This window comes from Desulfotruncus alcoholivorax DSM 16058, from assembly GCF_000430885.1.
GTDB classification, from domain to species: Bacteria; Bacillota; Desulfotomaculia; order Desulfotomaculales; family Desulfallaceae; genus Desulfotruncus; species Desulfotruncus alcoholivorax.
In genome coordinates, this window is sequence record NZ_AUMW01000002.1 from 112,423 (window position 1) to 131,116 (window position 18,694).

General features: G+C 52.7%; 11 protein-coding genes. 2 read left to right on the forward strand and 9 right to left on the reverse strand.

The window, feature by feature from the left end; translation table 11 throughout:
• Positions 1-31 precede the first annotated feature (31 nt).
• Positions 32-808, reverse strand: coding sequence for a hydrogenase iron-sulfur subunit (locus tag H569_RS0101905; protein ID WP_238492446.1), 777 nt, complete (start codon positions 806-808; stop codon positions 32-34).
• Positions 809-929: 121 nt separating this feature from the next.
• On the reverse strand, positions 930-1,253 hold the full coding sequence (locus H569_RS18915) for a Crp/Fnr family transcriptional regulator (protein WP_051273126.1): 324 nt from the start codon (positions 1,251-1,253) through the stop codon (positions 930-932).
• An 87-nt stretch (positions 1,254-1,340) separates the two neighbouring features.
• Between H569_RS18915 and H569_RS18920 the strand changes: the two genes are divergently transcribed.
• Both H569_RS18920 and H569_RS0101920 read left to right on the forward strand, forming a co-directional pair.
• Positions 1,341-2,267 carry an AAA family ATPase gene (locus tag H569_RS18920; protein ID WP_238492441.1) on the forward strand — a complete coding sequence of 309 codons (927 nt, stop codon included), beginning with the start codon at positions 1,341-1,343 and terminating at the stop codon, positions 2,265-2,267.
• A gap of 2 nt (positions 2,268-2,269) precedes the next feature.
• Positions 2,270-3,436: a VWA domain-containing protein gene (locus tag H569_RS0101920; protein WP_034629176.1), complete on the forward strand. Its 1,167-nt coding sequence runs from the start codon at positions 2,270-2,272 to the stop codon at positions 3,434-3,436.
• Positions 3,437-3,513: 77 nt separating this feature from the next.
• Here H569_RS0101920 and trhA read toward each other — a convergent pair whose 3' ends face one another.
• From trhA to H569_RS0101955, 7 genes are all read right to left on the reverse strand, one after another.
• Entirely contained in the window at positions 3,514-4,164 is a 651-nt protein-coding gene (gene trhA / locus H569_RS0101925) for a PAQR family membrane homeostasis protein TrhA (protein ID WP_027363588.1), read from the reverse strand.
• Between the two features lie 78 nt (positions 4,165-4,242).
• A complete protein-coding gene (locus H569_RS21140; RefSeq protein WP_051273128.1) occupies positions 4,243-5,430 on the reverse strand; it encodes a stalk domain-containing protein in 1,188 nt (395 codons plus the stop codon).
• Between the two features lie 192 nt (positions 5,431-5,622).
• Positions 5,623-9,534 (reverse strand): helicase-related protein, encoded by a 3,912-nt coding sequence (locus H569_RS0101935; RefSeq protein ID WP_027363589.1) that lies wholly within the window; start codon positions 9,532-9,534, stop codon positions 5,623-5,625.
• Between the two features lie 33 nt (positions 9,535-9,567).
• Positions 9,568-12,807: a DUF1156 domain-containing protein gene (locus H569_RS0101940; RefSeq protein ID WP_027363590.1), complete on the reverse strand. Its 3,240-nt coding sequence runs from the start codon at positions 12,805-12,807 to the stop codon at positions 9,568-9,570.
• 11 nt (positions 12,808-12,818) lie between these two features.
• On the reverse strand, positions 12,819-13,427 hold the full coding sequence (locus H569_RS0101945; protein WP_027363591.1) for a DUF7680 family protein: 609 nt from the start codon (positions 13,425-13,427) through the stop codon (positions 12,819-12,821).
• Positions 13,428-13,441: 14 nt separating this feature from the next.
• Positions 13,442-16,669 (reverse strand): ATP-binding protein, encoded by a 3,228-nt coding sequence (locus H569_RS0101950; RefSeq protein ID WP_027363592.1) that lies wholly within the window; start codon positions 16,667-16,669, stop codon positions 13,442-13,444.
• 292 nt (positions 16,670-16,961) lie between these two features.
• Positions 16,962-18,638 carry a PucR family transcriptional regulator gene (locus H569_RS0101955; protein ID WP_027363593.1) on the reverse strand — a complete coding sequence of 559 codons (1,677 nt, stop codon included), beginning with the start codon at positions 18,636-18,638 and terminating at the stop codon, positions 16,962-16,964.
• Between the last annotated feature and the right edge of the window lie 56 nt (positions 18,639-18,694).

Consider the following 18,694-nt stretch of genomic DNA (forward strand, 5'->3'; position numbering starts at 1 on the left):
ATCAGGATATTGGTTTTCATGGTTGGCCACCCTAATTTGCCAGAGCGGATTTTACAGCCGCCATAATTTTTTCATTACTGTGCTGTGGAGAATCGATGGCCCCCGAGCGGCAGGCACCAATACAGGTCCCGCAGCCCCGGCAGGCTGCGGGATTAATTTCATAGCTGCCGGTAGCGGTCATCTTTATAGCCCCGTAGGGACAGAGCTGTTCGCACAACCCGCAGCGGGCGCATTTACTCTGGTTGATTACCGAAGCCTCAACCACTCCTTCTCCCAGCGAGGCGTGAACCAGCCTTTCCTTCTCCAAAAACTGTTCTTCAAGCCCTTTTTGACAGTTGCCAATCCGGTACCTGGCCAGTTCATTACCTTTACGGTACTTGCACTGGCTGGAGTAACAGCCCACCACCATAATGCCGTCAATGCCTTCAGCTATGGCGTCGTTAACTGTAATCATGTTGACGGCACCGCTGCAGGGCACCCTGATAATGTAGAGGTTTGGCGGGTATTTCCCGCCGATTTGCCCCGTCAGGTCAGCCTCACTGTAAGCGAAGTCGCAAAAAAAGCTTACAATAGTTGGCGACTCGCCTGAGGATAACGGCGACAACATGGCGCCGACCTCCTCCAACCGGTAATCGGGCAGCGCAATAACCCCCAGTGGGCAGCCACCGGCGCAAATGCCGCACCGCTGGCAGTTTACCGGGTCCACCACCGGGTAACCATCTTCACCTAACGTTATGGCCTTGTTGGGACATTCCTCAATGCAGCGCTTGCACTTGTCGCATTTCAGCTTGTTGACAAAAAAGCGCACCAAGCTGTTTCTCTCAGTGCGTGACTTTACATAAAAAAACCCTATCAGCTTATTTATAAGCAAAATAGGGCCAGATCAAAAATATTAGTTATAAAAGCCGGCAACATATGTTTTTATTTTTCTAGGAAATCCAGTAGGCAAGTTTGGCGGGATAAATAACGTCTATCCCTCTGCCTTTGAAAATAACGCTGCCATCCTGTTTAAAACTGTTCAGAACCGTTGTTACCGATTGCCGGGATGTTCCCACCATTCGTCCTATTTCCTCGTGGGTAAGTTTCAGGTTAATCTTTATTCCTTCCCCCACCGGGGTGCCTCCCTTTTCACCAAGCTTTAGCAAAACCAGGGCAATCCTGGCTGATACTTGAAAGCTCGCCATCTCGTGAATAACAGAATGGGCTTCCCGCAACCTGGCACCCAGCACCTCAGCCACATTAACAGCAAGCAATGATCAGGCTTGACTTATTGACTTATTTTATTCTCACTATACAATTGCACTAAAGGAGATATTATATTTCTACGGGGGTGAACAAGCTTGAGTCAGGGCCAAAATGATTTAATTGCGATAAAGACGGAATTGGCAGAGATTAAAAAAGACCTTTCACAAAATAACTATGTTTGTGATGATATAACCGCTACAGTATTGTATATGACCGAAAAAATGAACAAGCCTCTCCTGATTGAAGGGCCTGCCGGAGTGGGTAAAACGGAACTGGCCAGGTCTTTTTGCGCGATGCGCGGCCGCGAATTGATTAGGTTACAGTGCTACGAGGGCTTGGATGAAACCAAAGCGATTTATGAATGGAATTATAAAAAACAACTGTTGTACATTCAAGCGGCCGGTCACAATAAACACTGGGAGCATCTTGAGACTGATATTTTCAGCGAACCTTACCTATTGGCCCGGCCGTTGTTACGGGCGTTAATATCCCCCGTTCCGTCAGTCCTTCTGATTGATGAAATAGATAAAGTAGACCAGGAATTTGAAGCGATGCTGCTGGAATTGCTTGGCGAATGGCAAATTACCATACCGGAATTGGGTACAATCAGGGCTCAGCAGCCTCCCACGGTTTTTCTTACCTCCAACCGCTCCAGGGAACTATCTGAAGCACTAAAAAGAAGATGCCTGTATCTTTATCTGGATTACCCTCCCCCCGAAAGGGAGAAAGATATAATTATTAACAAAGTTCCCGGTATTGAGGAGGAGCTGGCCCAACGGGTTGTCGCATTTGTTGAAGCAGTCAGGGGTCTTGATCTCCATAAACCTCCCGGTATTTCAGAGACAGTAGACTGGGCGGCGGCACTGCGACTGGCCGGTCTTGACAGCATTGATACACGGGCGGTTAATTTAGCAGGCAATACTTTATTAAAGTATCAAACTGATGTCGAGCAAATGATTGAAAAATATCATGCGGGTCAATTAATGAAGGGGGCTTCTCCATATGGTAAGAAAGGTTGGTAAATATGCTTGACCGGGTACTGAACCTGGTTTGGTTGCTCAGGGAGAACGGGGTTACCGTTTCGACCCCTGAAATTATTGACGCTTTAACTGCCCTGACAGTTATACCTGTTTATGATGAAAATACCGTTAAAAGCATATTGATGGCTTCTTTAATCAAAAACCGCGATCTCTCCGGAATATTTGACCAGTTGTTTGAAAAAGCATTTCAAACGTATAGATTGGGTCAATCCTCCCGGGATAACAAAGAGTTTACTGGTGAAGCGGGTGATAATGACCCGGCCACCGGCAGAGAGGGTACGCCCGGGGCTGGAAACGGGGGCGGGCCGGGAGGAACTTCAGATTCAGGGGAAAATATTACGTATGGCAATGGTAAGACCACAAGGTCAATAGCTGCTAAAAAAAATAACGTCTATCTGCCGGGAGAACAGTCATTAGGCAAAGTTCCTTTTATTGCCGCCACCAACCGGCAAAAGAGAGAGCTGCTGGCTCTGATCAGACAATTATCAAAAAAGATGGCCGCTAAGAAAGGTACCCGGCACGAAAGGAAAGGGCAGATTTTAAATTTCCGTAAACTATGGAGAAACAGCATGGCCAGTGGTGGAGTTCCACTGCAATTGACCTGGCAAAGAAGGCGCTATAATAAGCCCAGACTATTTTTAATTTGTGATTTTTCCAATTCAATGACCGGCTATCTTCCCTTCGTACTGGAATTCGTTTTTACCTTTGCCTCAGCTTACAGTACCGTAAAGGTTTTTGGGTTTGTAGATTCTCTGGAGGAAATAACAAGTAAAATCGACCCGGTCAACATAAAAAGTTCAGTCGAAAAAATCTGCTCCGAAGCGAAAATAGTCAGGCGAGGGATGACGGACTACGGTAATGCTTTTAAAGGCTTTTATCGAAATCATAGAAACGAGCTTACCGGCAAAAGCGTTATAATTGTTGTCGGAGATGGCAGGAACAACTATTTTGACCCCGGGACTAATGTTTTGGAAAAGTTACGGAATATGGTATTAGCTATTTACTGGTTGAATCCCGAGGATAAAAACTTTTGGGGAATGGGTGACAGCTTTATCAGTGTTTACCAAACCCGTTGCGATGGAATCTACGAATGTAAAAACCTTAGCCAGTTAAGGGACTTTGTTGATCTGCTAACGGTAAGGCTTAATTAATTATTGCCATAGCTCATTTCGACCTGTATTCTTGCATTTAATCATTACCGCAACCTGGCAATCATTGAGCTTTCAGATTATTCAGGCATAATGTAAAAGAGCATCATAAAATAATGGGTTACGCTGCCGGCCACGATAAACAGGTGAAAGATTTCGTGGAAGCCGAACCGGTTGGGGAAAAAATTAAAACACTTGGTGGCATAAATAAGGGCCCCTGCGGTGTAGGCCACCCCGCCCGCCACCATCAAAATGATACCGCCCAGCGGAATGGTTTTAACGAGCATGGCGAAGGGCACCAGGGCAATCCAGCCCATTGACAAATAGAAAGCAGTGGAAACGGCCCGCGGTGCGTTGAGGAAAAATATCTTCAAGATGATCCCGGTCAACGCCAGTGTCCAAACGGCTATCAGCATTATCCACTTCCAGGCTCCGCCCAAACCATAGAAAAAAACCGGCGTGTAAGACCCAGCAATCAATATATAAATAGCGATATGGTCAATTTTTCTAAGGCACAATTCCTTATGGGGAGACGTCTTAATCCAGTGATATAAAGAACTGGCCCCGTAAAGCAGCACCAGGCTGGTTCCATAAACTGTCATCACCAAAAGTTTAACCGGTTCGCTTTTGGCGGAGATGACCAGAAACACCAGTCCGGCGATGGCGGTTAAAAATGCGATAAAGTGGGTCAAAGTATTAACGGGTTCTTTCATACCCAGGATACTTTTCATTTAATTCCCCGCTTTCCATATTTAAATAATATTGCTTAAGTTATTATAAGTTATTATAAGCCAAGGACAAGAAAAAATTTACGTGGTTACCAAGCTGAGAAAGTTCTCATTAAGATTTGGTTTTAACAAGCTCAAGGGGATTTTAATTTCCGGCATACCGGCCGCATAAGGCGCAATCTCGTATTCGCCGAAACAAACCACCAGGTTATCCCCGTCTATATAATAATTTTGGTTATCGGAGACGGATTTAAAGCCCATGTCGCCTTCAAAGTAGATGCCATCGCCATTTTGCAGGCTCAACCGGATCTGCCGGTTTATTTCCCGGTTAATGATCGATTTGTAATCAACGTTTTCTTTAAATAAATCCCGGAGAGTTAAAAGCCGGTTATTTTTGGTATCAATATTGTAATAGTCCTTCCAGGCCATACCGTGCGCGCCTCCGGTAAACTCGTAAGTTTCCACCGCCAAAGATAAAACGCTGCCGGTGGTCACTTGATCATAGCTGATAAACAATTCCAAAGGTATTGGAGGGCGGCCGTTGCTTTTAACGTAATTTTCATAATCCTGCACATTCTTAGCCATATCCGCTTTGGCCTTGTCAAATTTATCCATAATCTGCCGGTTTAATTCTTTTTGCCAGGCAGTATCTTGCAAACCGGAGATAACGGGAATCTGCGCGGTTATTTTCAATGTAGCGCTTGTTGATTCAATTTTTCGGGTTGTTACTTTCGGAAAAGGTGCCGGCGGTACATCGCCGGGGCTATAAACCAGAACGCACTGGGTAGGCCCGCTCCACCGCACATGATAATCCAGGGCCTCCGCCACCCAACGCGCCGGAAGGTAATAGCGGCCGTTCTTTATTAGCGGCGCTACATCCATAGCAATAGTCTTGTTGTTCACAAACCGGTCTTGTTGTACGCCTCCGTCTCCCGGGCTGCCGGCAACCGTGAGGGACCGGTCACCGGCTTTCATACTGATTCTGATGGTACGGTCACTACGATATGTTAAAGCAGCGACTCCAGATCCCTTATCCCACTGGATGTCTTTATCCGCCACACCCAGGGCCTGGGCTAAATATCTTATGGGCACGTAAACCCGGTCATTGGCGATAAATGGAGAGGCATCCATCGTCAACACCCGGTCATTTACTTTATATTTGGTGCCGGCCAGCTGAAAAACCGCACTGTTTGTTGTAGCAGCCAAAGCACCGCCGGTTAAACATAAACCAAGGCACCCGGCGATAACGGCAACCAACACTCTTTTCATTATATAGATTTCCCCTTTCCATTAATGGATCTGTTCAATAAAAACCCCTTTTATATGTTTGGTCGATGGAATAGGAGAAAAAGTTCCTCTGCATTCAGAAAAAAAACCGTGCACATACATTTCCACCCGGGCGAACCAACGATCCTGTAAGCAATACTGCTAAAATCATTAAAAATTTATCGTTTGGCATCCTTACCGAATCTTCCGCTTCCTGTTTTCCAATTCACGCTGCAAACGCGCCAGTACCGTATCAGCTGCAAGCTCGCTCCGGCGCACCTTCATGCTGTCCGCCACCCGGCAGGCAGCGTCAACGGCCGCCCGCCCCAGGATGCGCGGCGCCAGCATATGGGCCTTACTGCCGACATTAGGTATTTGGCAGTCAAACAGCATATGCCGGGCAACCGGCCTGAGCACGTCCGCCGGCAGCTCGTTAACCAGAATCTTTTCCCTTTCCTGCACTAAAGAATCAATCTCCCGCAGCAACGGCCAGAAGTACGCCCCTTCACCCGCAGCTCTCTTTTTGACTTGAAGCAAATCGCAAATAACTAAAAAATCCAGCATTTCCTGGGTGTGCGCAGCACGTATATTTTCCCGCTCGATGCGGTCCGCGGTCAGACAGGCAGCAAATTCTTCCCCGGCCATCCGCTCAAGAACGGTTCGCAGCGGTTCAATTTCGGCTTCGGCAAGCGTTTCCTCTTCAGTCAATTGCAGTCCTTTAAGGTCGTCCCAGGAACGGATAAACCGGACCTCGCGGCCGCCGTTTTCTCCGCGGCAGGCAGCGGCGTAACCCACCATTTCGACGCCGTCCAGACCGGGCACCTGAACGGCTATCCGCCGCACGCATCCGGGCAGTTCAAAAATCTTCCAGTGTTCCAATAAGGCATCAAAATAAGTGTCGCCGTAAGATGCAAAATGCAGGCGGGTGCCGCCGGCCAGACCCTCTTCGTACAGGTCGCGGGATACCGTGAGTACGACGCCCTCCGGAATGTTTTCAATACCTGCAACAGTCAGCGTTTTTTTATCGCTTTCCGCCGCAGCCGCGCACCCCAAATCACACAAGTAGCGCGACTCGCTTAAAGCTTCCCATATCGCGGCCAGATCGACCGGAGCAGGTTTACGGCTACTTTCCCGGGCCATGCGCATGTAGATTTCATAGAGTTCCCGGGGGTTAATCTCCATGCTCTCCGTGCGCTCGCGCTGCTCCCTGAACCTTTGCTCCGCCCTGGCCATCAATTGATCCGAAGACAGTTCCCCTTCCGCCAGCCGGCGGAAATCTTCCGGCTCCACCGGCAGCAGCGAAAACTGCTGCGTACCCACGATCATGTTGGCCTGAGCCAGGCGTGACAGCAGACGCCCGTAAACAATCTCCTCGGCGCTGCCGGCATAGCAAAGGTTCAAAATGTAAATATCGGTGTGTTTTTGACCTATGCGGTCAATACGGCCGATGCGCTGCTCGATTTTCATCGGGTTCCAACCAAGGTCATAATTAATTAACAAGTCGGCCGATTGCAGGTTTAAACCTTCGGCAGCCGCATCGGTACAGACAAGGACGTCAATTTCACCGCGCAGGAAGCGCTCTTTAACATCTTCCCGGTCTACGCGGATCACCCGTCCGGTGACCGGGTCAAAACACTCGGCACCCTGACCCGAGTAACCACCGGTCAACATCCCGGGGTCGGCCTGGCGCAGCCGGTTGACAATATCCGTTAACGTGTCGTAAAAACGGGTGAAGATAACGGTTTGCCTGATCCGCCCGGTTTGGCGGTTCCGCCGCTGGTCTAGCGTGTTTAAAAGCACCAGCATCTTGGATGAAAGACCGCTGAGATCCGCCATCTCCGCCAGCATTTCTTTTAGTTGCTTTTGCTCCCATTCCAGATCGGCCCGGTTGCGGTTCTTCAGTAAGGATTCAACGGCCAGGGTGTCGTCTTCTTCCTCCCCTTCAAAGACCAATTCCTGCAGTGCAGATAACCCCGGTTCGGACTCCTCCGATTCGATAATCAACCGGTACCGCAACGTAGCCTCAACTTTGTGCAAGCGCCGCTGCAGCGTTTTGCGGATGGCGTAAAAACTTGACGCGAACCGAAGGCGCAGAAAACTGAGCAGGAAGCTCATCATTTGCCTGGTCTGGCTGTCCCTGCCGGCGCGCATTTGTTTAACCAGCCCGCTACAGTATTTTTCCAGCCGGTCATAAACATGTTTCTCCCGGGGATTGAAAGTAATGCGAGGTATCTGCTGAATGTGCCTCCGGGCCAGGTTTTGCTGCAATTGCCCGCTGTCCCGGTAAACTTCCAACAGCCGCCTGGTATGCCGCAGCATCACCCGCGCAAGCGGCGACGCGCTGAAAATCAAACGGCGGACCAAATCGCGGTCCCGGCCCCGGGGAATGCGCCCGTATTCAAGCCACTGCCGGACCACTGCCCGAATGCGCCCGTCAACGACGATCTCCTCCAAAAAGCGCCATAGCACCGGGTCTTGGTCTTGAATGGCACTTACCGCGCGCCGTAAGAATTCCCACTCCGATTCCCCCGGATCCTGTCCGTGCACCAATTTACCCATAACCTCGTAATACTGCAGCGCCAGCGTCGGGTCATGCTGAAACGCACCCACCCTGTTGGTCAACGCCAGCAGGTCACACACTTCCACGGCGTTTATCTGCATGGGTGTGGCTGTGGCCAGCCACAGCCCGCGCGCTTTATTTCTGACAAAATCACGAACGGCGGTGTATAGGTGCACAAAGTCCGGGTGAGCACCCGGCCCGCCGCCGGGGTTGCGCCGCCTGGCGGCGTGCGCCTCGTCCACCAGGACAATGTCGTAGGCTTTCGCGTCGATCAGGGCCGCCGCCCGCTCGCTGCGGGCCAGCAGCCCGGTGGACATGATCACCAGGTCGGGTTCATAAATGGACGAAGACATCCGGCTCTCATCCACCGGGAATATGTACTCGTGGGCCGGCTCCGGCATCGTGCGCACCCGGCCGAAGGACAGCAGCACCTTAGAAGCCATCTGGCGCTGCCACTGTATGGTCAGGCCGGCCGGCGCCGCTATAAGTATACGTTTCACCAACCCCGCAAGGTACAAGGAACGAAAGGCCAGCCCCGCCTCGATGGTCTTCCCCAGGCCCACCTCGTCGCACAACAGGTATGAATACGGCCACGTTTCCACCAACCGGCGCACAACAACGGCCTGATGCGGCCAGGGCGCCACCGGCGCGGTCTCCATGCCCACCAACCGGCCGCCCGGCATTCGGGGTGCGTCCCGCAGCACGGCAAAGCGCAGCCGCTCCAGTGTTGAAGGCGGTTTAACCGTTACCGGCGCTGCGCTGCTGCCGTCAACTTCCACCGGCCGCTCGATTCCCCCGGCCAGGCGCACCAGCCGCCGCTTAACCGCTTCCGGCAGCGTCAGCACCGGCAGGTGCGGAACCCGGCCCAGCCACAGGTTCTCAAACGATTCAACCGCCTCATCAACCCGCAGGCGGTCCGTTTCCCCCCACCAGTCGCAGTGCAGGTCAATATTTTCTGCGTTCAAAACAAGCGCCGTTTTAGATTCGTTTAACGTGCCCGACCCGTAAAGCCGGTTGCCGAACTCGTCGTGCATGACAAACCACTTTTCATGCACGTAGCCGTCGTCAACCGCATCCGGGGGAAGCGGTTCTTTGGTTTCACCGTGCACCCGGAAGGCCACCCGCACTTCCAGGTACCCGTGCGCCACCATCCAAGCCAGCAGGACCATGCCATTTTTTACACCCTCGGGCCAAGTTGCCGGCTGGTCAATTTGCTCGTTCAACCGCGCTTCCAGCCGCTGCGCGTCGCCTTCCAGGATAGCCTTCACATCGCCGGGTTCCAGGTCGGCGCCAACAATGAGCCGCATTTTGCCCTGCCGGCCCACAAAGGTGGAAAACCCCCGGGAAGCGGCGGCCAAAGAAGACGACCTGAAGTAACCGGCCACGCGGTCGTAACGCGCCGCCAGGTTAAGCGCAGGTATGTAAAAATCCTGCAGCATGTCCACCGGCCGTCCGCCGATCATGGTGGAAGAGGTCTTGTATGAAAGGAGCCAGCGTTTAGACCGCAGGCCCCTGTTGGTTAAAGAAGAACCGGCTTGTTCCGCCATAATATCCCCTCGCATAATCATCCACGGTTTGCTTTACAGCCCGTATAAGATCGCCTCGGCTTCCTTGCGCAGCTGCTCGCCGGCCATTTCCGCCGCCCAGATGGAGAGCAGGTCCATAATCACCCGTTCCCGCCCCTGGGCATGCCGGCCCAGGTAAGCGCGGGCCACCGGCACATCGCCTGCCCGGTAGGCCAGGATTACCCCCTGGAGGATATCCCACTCGGTCTGCGGGTTTTCCACCCGCTTCGGGTTGCGCTCCTCGGGCAGCGCCAGGCGCAGCTTGGAGCCGCGGCGCAGCAGCGGCGCGTGGTACCCGCCTTCTTCATTGCCGCTGCGCCCGGTACGCCCGCCCCGGCTTTCGTCGTTGATGCCGATCATACGGTCGCTTACCGCGTACCCGGCGGCCCGGCCCTCCAGCCTGATGTTGAGCGAGCGCGACAGGTTCAGCGCCTCGTCATAGGAAAATTCAGCCAGGCCGAAGATGCCAAAAAGAGTCAGGGCCATGGCGGCCTCGGGGTTAAGATCGCTCACCTGCAGGCGCCCCTTGGTCAGGCGGGCAATCTGGTGCTGGGCCACCACCGCGCTGGCTTCGTTCATTGCCCTGACCGGGCTGACCGGCTCGTCCCCGTCCAGCACCGGCCAGTTTTCAGACAGCACGTGCAGCGCCCGGCCATAGCCGGCCACCATTTCATCCACCGGGTTCAGCCGCAGCGGCTCAAATTCCTGCAACCCCCGGCGCACAGCATCGCGGATAAGCCGGGCCACCCCGGCGCCGCCGAAGCCGGTCCAGGTGGAAGGCGCCCTATTGGTGGAATTTCGTTTTCGGCAGGTCAGGAAGATGGAACTTGCGGCAGAAGCATTTTCCATGATGTGCTGTGATTTGGCAAATTCGGATTCAACCGGAAATGAAGATGTGATTGTCCACCCGCTGTCTATCAGCGACCGCGTCAGAGCTTCCCAGGCTGCCTGTGTTTTATGGGTGAACATGATGGTTAAAATACCGTCATCTTTGAGGACGCGCCGGCACTCGGCGAAAATCTCCTCCATCAAGCGCTCGTATTCCTCAGCCGCCCGGGCGGCGGAACCGTCACGCGCCGGGTTGGCCACGGCCTCGTCTCTTTTGTCGGTCAATCGCCGCCTGAAGAGGTCGGGGTAAAGGTCGCTCAAGGTGCGCTTCTGCCAGACATAATAGTAATCGGACAATTCTGCATACTGCACATTGTTGTAATACGGAGGATCCATACAAACAAGATCCACCGAACAGTCCGGCAGTTCGGTATGGGCGGCAGTTCCACAACGTATAGTTACCGGCGGTGCCGCCCCCATCAGCCTTTCATGCAGAGGTGCTGCCAATTCAGCTATTCCCGCGTAAGCATCGAGCACCTGGGCAAGCCCCCAGGCTGCTCCCGAATTGGGACCGGTGTAAACCATTTCACCAAAAGTCCATTTTAATGAAAAATCATGCCTTCCGAATGTTCCTGACACGATTGCGCGCTGGGGTATCCAACGGGTCTGCTGGCTGTTGTAATCAACGCATTTATCAATCATAAACTGCAGGTAAGTAACCACCGCCCGGCCGCGTTCAGGGCCGAGTTGCTGAATGATCACAGGCTTTAGCCGGTTTAGTTCCTCAATTAAAATGAGGTGCCCCAAAAGCTGGCGCGGGGTGAACATATCACACCAGCGGTTCATACCAACACGCAGGGGTTCCATAGTCTTGTGACCCCGGGGAATGTTCTCTGTGGGTATCAACCCCTGCCGCTCCCATTCGGGCCAGTTCTGCCGGAGGCGTTTTTCCGCCTCGACCAGGGCCTTTAAGTCCTGTTCATTGGGCGGCCGGAAAAAGCGAACCTTTTCCGTTTTATTTGCACCGGCCTTTTCACCGCTCTTGTAACGCTGTATAGCACCGTTTTTGTCCAGCTTGGGCTGGTGGCGCACAGCCGCCACGCAGTAAAGCCGGTCCCGCCACCTGCCGTGCGGCGACTCACCCCGGGCCTGGGCCTTGATTTCCTCGGCGGGGATGGCCTGGCGGCAGTGGACGCAGGTGCCGACGCCACCGCTGACCGTGGCAAAATTGGGGTCTTCCCCCCTCGGCCCCCGGCCGCCTTTCAGTCGATAAGTTTCAAACCAGACCTTGCCGCCTTTTCTCTGGCCGTCTGTTAAGATGCTAACGCCCCATTTTTCACCTTCTTTAGCAAGCCAGCAGGTGTTCAGCAGCGGCGCCTCACCACCGCAGTGCGGGCATACAACCTGCCGGGTGTAAAGATAGTCCACAGCTTCTCCTTTGTCGAAGTTGGCCACCAATTCCGGATACTTGCTCAGATGATTCTCTAATAATCGCCGTTCGTCCTGAGGCAATGCAAAAGTGCGAGGATACACGGGTTCTATCTTTTGCTCCAGGGCATTAATTAGTTGCTGACCCCATTTTTCAATGTCTTGAACTAAAGAAAGACCATAACGTGCCGGGTATTCAAGAGTAGCGTTCAGAATTACCGTTGCCACGGGATTTATGTCATTTGCGATAACACGATGTCCAAGGCGCAGCGCCTCAAAAGGAATAGATCCACCGCCGGCAGTTGGATCAAGAACTGTCAGACTCTCACCAATAAACTGGGCATGATGCGCATAAGCCCTGTTATAACCGTAAAGATCTTCCGCTTCCCACTTAAAATTGTCACCCAATATCTTTTTGACCCTGTCTGATTTACGAAACTCTATTCGTTCGTTAACATGTGACGGGTCGGCGGCCACCCGCCTTACTTCAATGCGCTGCCCCTTTTGAGGCCAGGGCTTTGGCAGCGGTTGAGAATCCCTGGTCCAGCGCACTATTACCGGGTGCTTACAAAGACCTTGGTCTGCATCGCAAAGCTTTTTTATAACTTTCAGATTATTGTCCCGGCGCTGTTGCTCTTTCTCCAGCAACTTGAGAACTGAATCATCACAAATTAGCCATTCCGAACCTGTTTTATCGGTTTGAATATATTCTAAGACTTTACCTGTCAGCGTCCACGGCTCGCCGTTTACCATTGCCTGTACCTTCTCAATACCCAGCTGGCGCAGGAACCGGTCCGGATCTGTCCCCGCGGGCAGCAGCGAGCCCATAACGGCGGCCCGGCTGGGGGTCAGCGGGCGCCGGGCCCACCAGACGTGGAGGCGGTGGGTGGGCGGTGCCTGACCGGTATCGCGCTCCCGCTGGGTCTCGGCTCCCACCTGGTGGCAGGGAAAACCCGCTTCTATCAACCTGGTATCATTTCTACTTATAATGTCCGTCATTGATGCACCTCCTACCTGCGCAGCTTTTCCAGCATTTGCAGGATGGCCGTGTCGTCGGGCTGGCCGCCGAGCATGATGCGCATGCCCGCCTGGGCCCAGCGGTTGGCGGCGTCGCCGTACTGGGTGGCCCGGGTCAGCCAGTACTGGGCTTCCTCGCGGCTGAAACGCTCCACCCGCCAGGCGATCAGCTCGACCCGGTCCATGTCCTTAATCCGCTCCTGCAGTTTAAAGATCAAAGCAAGTTTTACCCCGGCTTCATCACTGAGAGGCAGGTTGCCCCGAAACGTGATGCGGCCGTTATTGACCAAACGCTGCAGTTCCAGCGGTATCCCGGCATCATCACATACGCCGGATATGACAGAGCGGATTACTGGCATGCTGCGGCGCAGGGGTTGGCCGTACAGCAACCCCCGGTCCCTGAGCACTGACCTGCCGGCGGTTTTACCGTTTATCTGTTTATTTTCCTCCGGCGTAAAGCGCTCTTTAACCACCAGGACGGGAGCGGGTTTGTCTTTGTGTTCGGTAACGCGCAGCACCCAGGGCGAGCGTTCCGCGGCAGACCGAATCCTCTGCATGTTCTGTACTAATTCCCAGTCGATGGTCTGTTTTCGGTTGGTCATTTTTCCGCCTCACATCAATTGTTTTTTAAGGCCTGGATCAAGGGGCAGTCGTCGCTGGGATCCAAAATTTCAAGGAACGCCTCGGTGCGTTCTCCTTTTGCCACGATGCCGTCCAGCACCTCGAATATCTCACCCAGCGTTTTCATTGATTCCGGCGTGACGCCGCTGAGCCGGAGGCTGAGCGTGCCGCCCCCGGGCAGCTCAAGGTCCACCAGGTCCATGTTCTCTATCGTTGAATTGGCGCCCCGGTTGTAGATGCTGCCCAGGCGACGGAGCAGCGGCAAAAGTTTTTCGGCCCCTGCCCTGCCCGCAAGATTTAAGCTGCGCCGGCGGCCGGCAATCCACCCGCGCTCGGACGCCCTGGCCGGGGTTATAAGTATGTCCCCGGTATGTGGGGTATAAATGGCCGCGCCGGGTCCGTGAATCAGTTCCGGCCTGTCCTGCTGGTCCGGCGAACCCCGGTAGGCCAGTATTTTTTCGTTTCTGATCAAATCAACCATGGCGTCTTCAAAATCTTTGGCGGGTACTTCCCCGTATTTTTCGGTATACTTGTCCATTACTTCCCTAAATGTGGCCATACCGCTTTGGGCCACGGTATAATACACGGCTTCGCGCAGTTTGCCGGGGTCAATAACGCGGGTTTCGGTCCAGCCGCGCTGCTTGGCTCCCTGGGGAGTTACAAGCATGTAACCCCCGGCGGCCAGATTGACCCCCATGGGTATATCGTTGTCCCGGTGGTAAAACTCGGCTGGTTTTACGCTGTCTGCGGCGCCCATGCGAAAGAGGCACCATACATCTTTTGGTACGCCGGCACGCACTATCTGTTCCAGGACGCCGGGTTCCTCCAGTACCGGCCAGCTGCGTAGATTACAGAAGTTTTTACGCAGGTTCTCCAGGCTGATGGTGTCGCCCCGTTCAAAAAAGAGATTGCTCAGGCTCAAAAGATCGGACCGGGTTACATTGCGGCCGGTTAGAAGCTCTCCGTCCTTGATTAAAACATCGCGAATCAACTCGATAAAAGGTTCCCCGCCCTCTCCCCCGGCGGTTTTAATCTCCTTGCGCGCCAGGTGGCCAGCTGTTGAAGGATAATACAGGCCGGTATAGATGCCGGAGACAGCTGTAACAAGAGCTTGCTCGCGCTCCGCGTAACGGTTCTTGAAGTCCTCATCTTCCAGGCGGCGGGGGTTGACACCGTAGCTCTGCGGCCTGCCAGCCAGGACACGCATCGCTTTCACCTGCCGGGCGATGGTTTCGATTCTCTGCCGGGCTTCCCGGGCCCGCGGGTTTTGGTTTTGGAACAGCCCTTCAATTTCCCCGGTGCCTTTTACCGTTACAGTTTCGGGTACTAAAATAAAAATAAGGTTTTGCTGCTCACGGGGTTTGTTCATCCCTTTGGTGGTGACCATTGCTTCTATGTCAACCGATTCCGCGGCCAGCGAGATCACCCCGAGCACCGGCTTACCCTTGCCGTCGGGCAGGTCTCCGGGCTGCGCCACGTCGTGTTCGATATGGAATAAGCCGGTACTGCCGGTTACTATTTTACGCGCGGTTGTATTCAGGAGCTCATTCACCTGGTCTGTACTCAGGGTCTTGCGGATCCTGGCCAGGATAGCGTTAATTGTGGGTTCTTCGCCGGCAAAATACCTTCCCTGCTCGTACCGGAGATAAAAAGCGTTTTTATCAAGTTCATCCAGGGCGGTGCGCACCTGGGGCGGTGTAAGCCCGGGGAAGGATACGCTGAACATGGCTTCGGACTCGGTAAGGCCGAATATTTTGGATTCCAGACCGTCTTCGCGGCCAACCAGGCTGTGCAGGAAAACGGTCTTCCAGGTATACTCGTAAAGGGGGTAGCCTTCCGGGTGCGGGTTTTGCTTGTCGGCAATTTCTGCGTTGCTTTGGCCGCCCTCCAGCGACCCGGTATCTACGCCGCCTACATCTGCGTTAAGGACCAGCAACAAATCGGAACCGCCCGTCCGGCCAAGGATCTCGTTGACCACGCGCTCGGAACGCATGTCTATATGACATGTCTGGATCATCGGCACGGGCTGCCGGTTCTGCCACAGGCTCCGCACGACCAGGGCCAGGACACGCAGCACGCCACGGGTGCCCTGGAAATTTTCGGCATCAGCAAGTTTTTGATTCAGGAAATCTACCAGGGTGGGGTGCAAAGGATAGGTGGCCACCATACGGTCACGGAAGTTTTCGCTGGAAGCTTCCTGCGGCAGCATGGCGGAGTTGCGGCGGTACATTTCCATGTATGCACCGGCGGCTGTCCCGGCCGCAGCGCGGTCTACGAAAACAAACAGGCGCTTGGCCAGCACGGACGAGATCTCCGCTGCTTGCACGGGAGTAATTTGAACTGCGTCGCGGGCCACTACGCTAGCCACACCTCTGACTGCTTTTTCGCCAATACCTATGGCGTCGTCCTCGCTGATCTCTTCTCCCCGCACTTGGCTGATTAGTTTGGCCAGTTGTTCGGTTTGCCGGGCAAAGGCGTCCGTTGCACTGGCCAGAGTAAGTACGATGGCTATGCCGGGATGATTACGGGCGTAACCATGTAAAGACATCAAGAAGGCCGCCAGCTGGCCGGCGCCGTCGGGGCGGGCTGCTTCAAGACGCGCCGCATACTGGGCCAGCTCGTCCAGCATGATCAGTACCTTGCGACCGGCAAACACCGTATCAAAGTAGACCCTTCCGGGCGCAGCATGAGAACCGGCTTCGGATTCAACCTCGCGGTACAGGCTTTCTCCGCCTATCTGGTAGGCTATTTCCCCCCACAGGGTGTACGGAACCAGGGCTTTGCCGCTCGGCTTATGTACAGGGATTTCCTCGCCCGCCACGCCGACTACGGAAACCGAACCGGGCTCCGGCAGAAGTTCCGGGTCAATTATGTCCCTGGTTGAGTCGCGCAGGTCCGTACCTTTACATGCTATGTGCGTACTGGCGATTAAAGTGTGGGTTTTGCCGCCGCCGAAGGCTGTTTCCAGGCGATGGATGGCCGGAACTGTAAGGTCGCCGGCAAGCCGGCCAAAAACCTCGGCCAGGGTCAGGCGCAGACCTTGCGTCGGGTAAGTGGCTTCCCGGAAAAAAAGCTCCGCATTGGTATAAATGCTGTCAATGACGCCTTTACCGCCGCGGTAATAGTCGATAATGGGGCCTAACGAGGCGGTGAAAACTTCGGGGTTAAAGGTACCGGCCAGTATCTCGGGCCGCGGCCTGCACGTTTCCAATACTGATTGCACAACCATCCTCCTTTTTGGCTGTTACTTAAACGTACCTACTATTTATACCAAGATTATTCTAAATCCTTCTTATATTTACAAAACGTTACCCTGGCCTTTTGTATTTACCCGTTAAGACAATTTTAGCACCTGTGCCGGAACAAACCTTGTCATAGATAATTAATTCTTTAAGGCTTGCTTGAGCAAACAAAAAAGCCCGCTATAGCAGGCATCTCCACTTCTTTATGTCAGCAAAACGCAGGGGGTCATCAGATCCGGGATATCTAAGCCCCAATCCGGCCGCACAGCGCCATCACAAAATATTCACGGCTTTTACCGCTATGTGGTAGTATAACTTTTCTTCTCCATTGCTGAAGGGATTCTTCCCCAAAATTTCCTTGATTCGCTCCAGGCGGTATTTTACTGTGTTGGGGTGAACGTATAATTTTTCCGCGGTCTTGGATATGTTTTCATTGCAGTCCAGGTACATTTCCATGGTTTTGATTAATTCGCCGTTGGTTGATTGATCGTATTCAATTACTTTGGCCAGGCACTGGCGGCAGTTTTCCTTCAATTCCTCGTTGCCGAATGATAACAAGAACGAATAAACACCCAGCTGCTCATAATCAAAAATTCCGATTGCTCCCTTTATTTTGCGGCCGATTTTTAACGCCTGTTCCGCTTGGTAATAGCTTTGGGTTAATTGGGAAAGTTTTTCACTGTAGCCGCCGATGCCTATGGAAACAGCAATTGCACCCATCGACCTTTTTACTTCATCAATAATTTCGCGGGCCAAATAAAGCAGCGCCGGTTTAACTGAATCAGCCTGCATCTCACTTGGCAAGTGCGGCAGAACAATTAAACTGTCTTTTCTTGGAATGACAACGTTTTTTTTGTTTAAGAAAGTAACAGAAAATTGAACGATTTTATTTAACTTTTCCTTTATTTCCATAAATTTAATCTCGTCATACTCCATCCCGGAACGGTCTACCTCCACCGTCATCACCACGTGTTTGCCCTTTATGTCGATGCCGCGTTGAGCAGCCCTTTGCATTATCGCTGCTTCATTTTTATAATTACCGTTTAAAAGGTCTTCCAGAAATTCCACAACAAGCCTTTCTTCAATTGCTTTTACCGCGTTGACCTTTGATATTTCCAAAGCTACTGCTGTTGCCGCGTGGGATAAAGCTATATTCACAAAACTCAATTCTTCCTTATTGATATCGTCTCCCAGGGTAACCACATACCCGTATACATCCCGTCCGACAGCAACCCTTGCTATCAACATCTTCGCCTTGTTGTCCGGGGTAGTGCCGGTGTAGGTCCGAATGCCCAGGTTTCCTTCTTGCCAGGACCCGTTCTCGTAGGTATTTCCATTTTGATACCTTAAAATTTGTTTGGCACACTGGATAAAATATGCGGTCAAAAAACCATCCGTCCCCAACGCAGCCAGCACTTTGTATGAACTGTCAGCAATTAAAACCGGTTTTTGGATTAATTTTTGTAAAGACGAGGCAATCTTTTCAAAGCTGCCGCCGGTTAATAAAATCTCCGTGAGGTATTGATTGATCCGTTTCGATTGTTCCAGCAACTTTTCTTGCTTGTCAATCATTGCATTCATCATTAAGGAATATACAGTACTGTATGGGATGGTCCTGGGCAAGATAATGATTGGAAAATCATTATCTTCAGCTATCTTGTATACTTGCTCCTTAACGTTTACCTCCAATCGGACACCCGGGTGAATGGCCAGCGCTGCCGAGCCGGCCTCTCTTAAGTCTTTAACAAGGTTGCAAACTTGGTCCTCGCTTGTAAAATAACTTAATGTGCTCAGAAACAATTCCCCGCCCCGCAGCCACTGCTGGTACTCAATTACCTCCAAAACGCTCACGGTTTCAATAACATTGGACAGACTGTTACCGCCGGCTTTTAAGATCGCGCCATGGCCTTTTAATAATTCCAAAAGCTCGTTAACAGTAACGCCAAACAATGGTTTCACCCTTTCAGAAATGTTTCTGAATATAATTCTTTATCTGCTGAATAATA

What these genes read in the sequence shown, in the direction of transcription:
- H569_RS0101920 (WP_034629176.1), top strand. Translation starts at nt 2,270, where the DNA reads ATGCTTGACCGGGTACTGAACCTGGTTTGGTTGCTCAGGGAGAACGGG.
- trhA (WP_027363588.1), bottom strand. Translation starts at nt 4,164, where the DNA reads ATGAAAAGTATCCTGGGTATGAAAGAACCCGTTAATACTTTGACCCAC.
- H569_RS21140 (WP_051273128.1), bottom strand. Translation starts at nt 5,430, where the DNA reads ATGAAAAGAGTGTTGGTTGCCGTTATCGCCGGGTGCCTTGGTTTATGT.
- H569_RS0101935 (WP_027363589.1), bottom strand. Translation starts at nt 9,534, where the DNA reads ATGGCGGAACAAGCCGGTTCTTCTTTAACCAACAGGGGCCTGCGGTCT.
- H569_RS0101940 (WP_027363590.1), bottom strand. Translation starts at nt 12,807, where the DNA reads ATGACGGACATTATAAGTAGAAATGATACCAGGTTGATAGAAGCGGGT.
- H569_RS0101945 (WP_027363591.1), bottom strand. Translation starts at nt 13,427, where the DNA reads ATGACCAACCGAAAACAGACCATCGACTGGGAATTAGTACAGAACATG.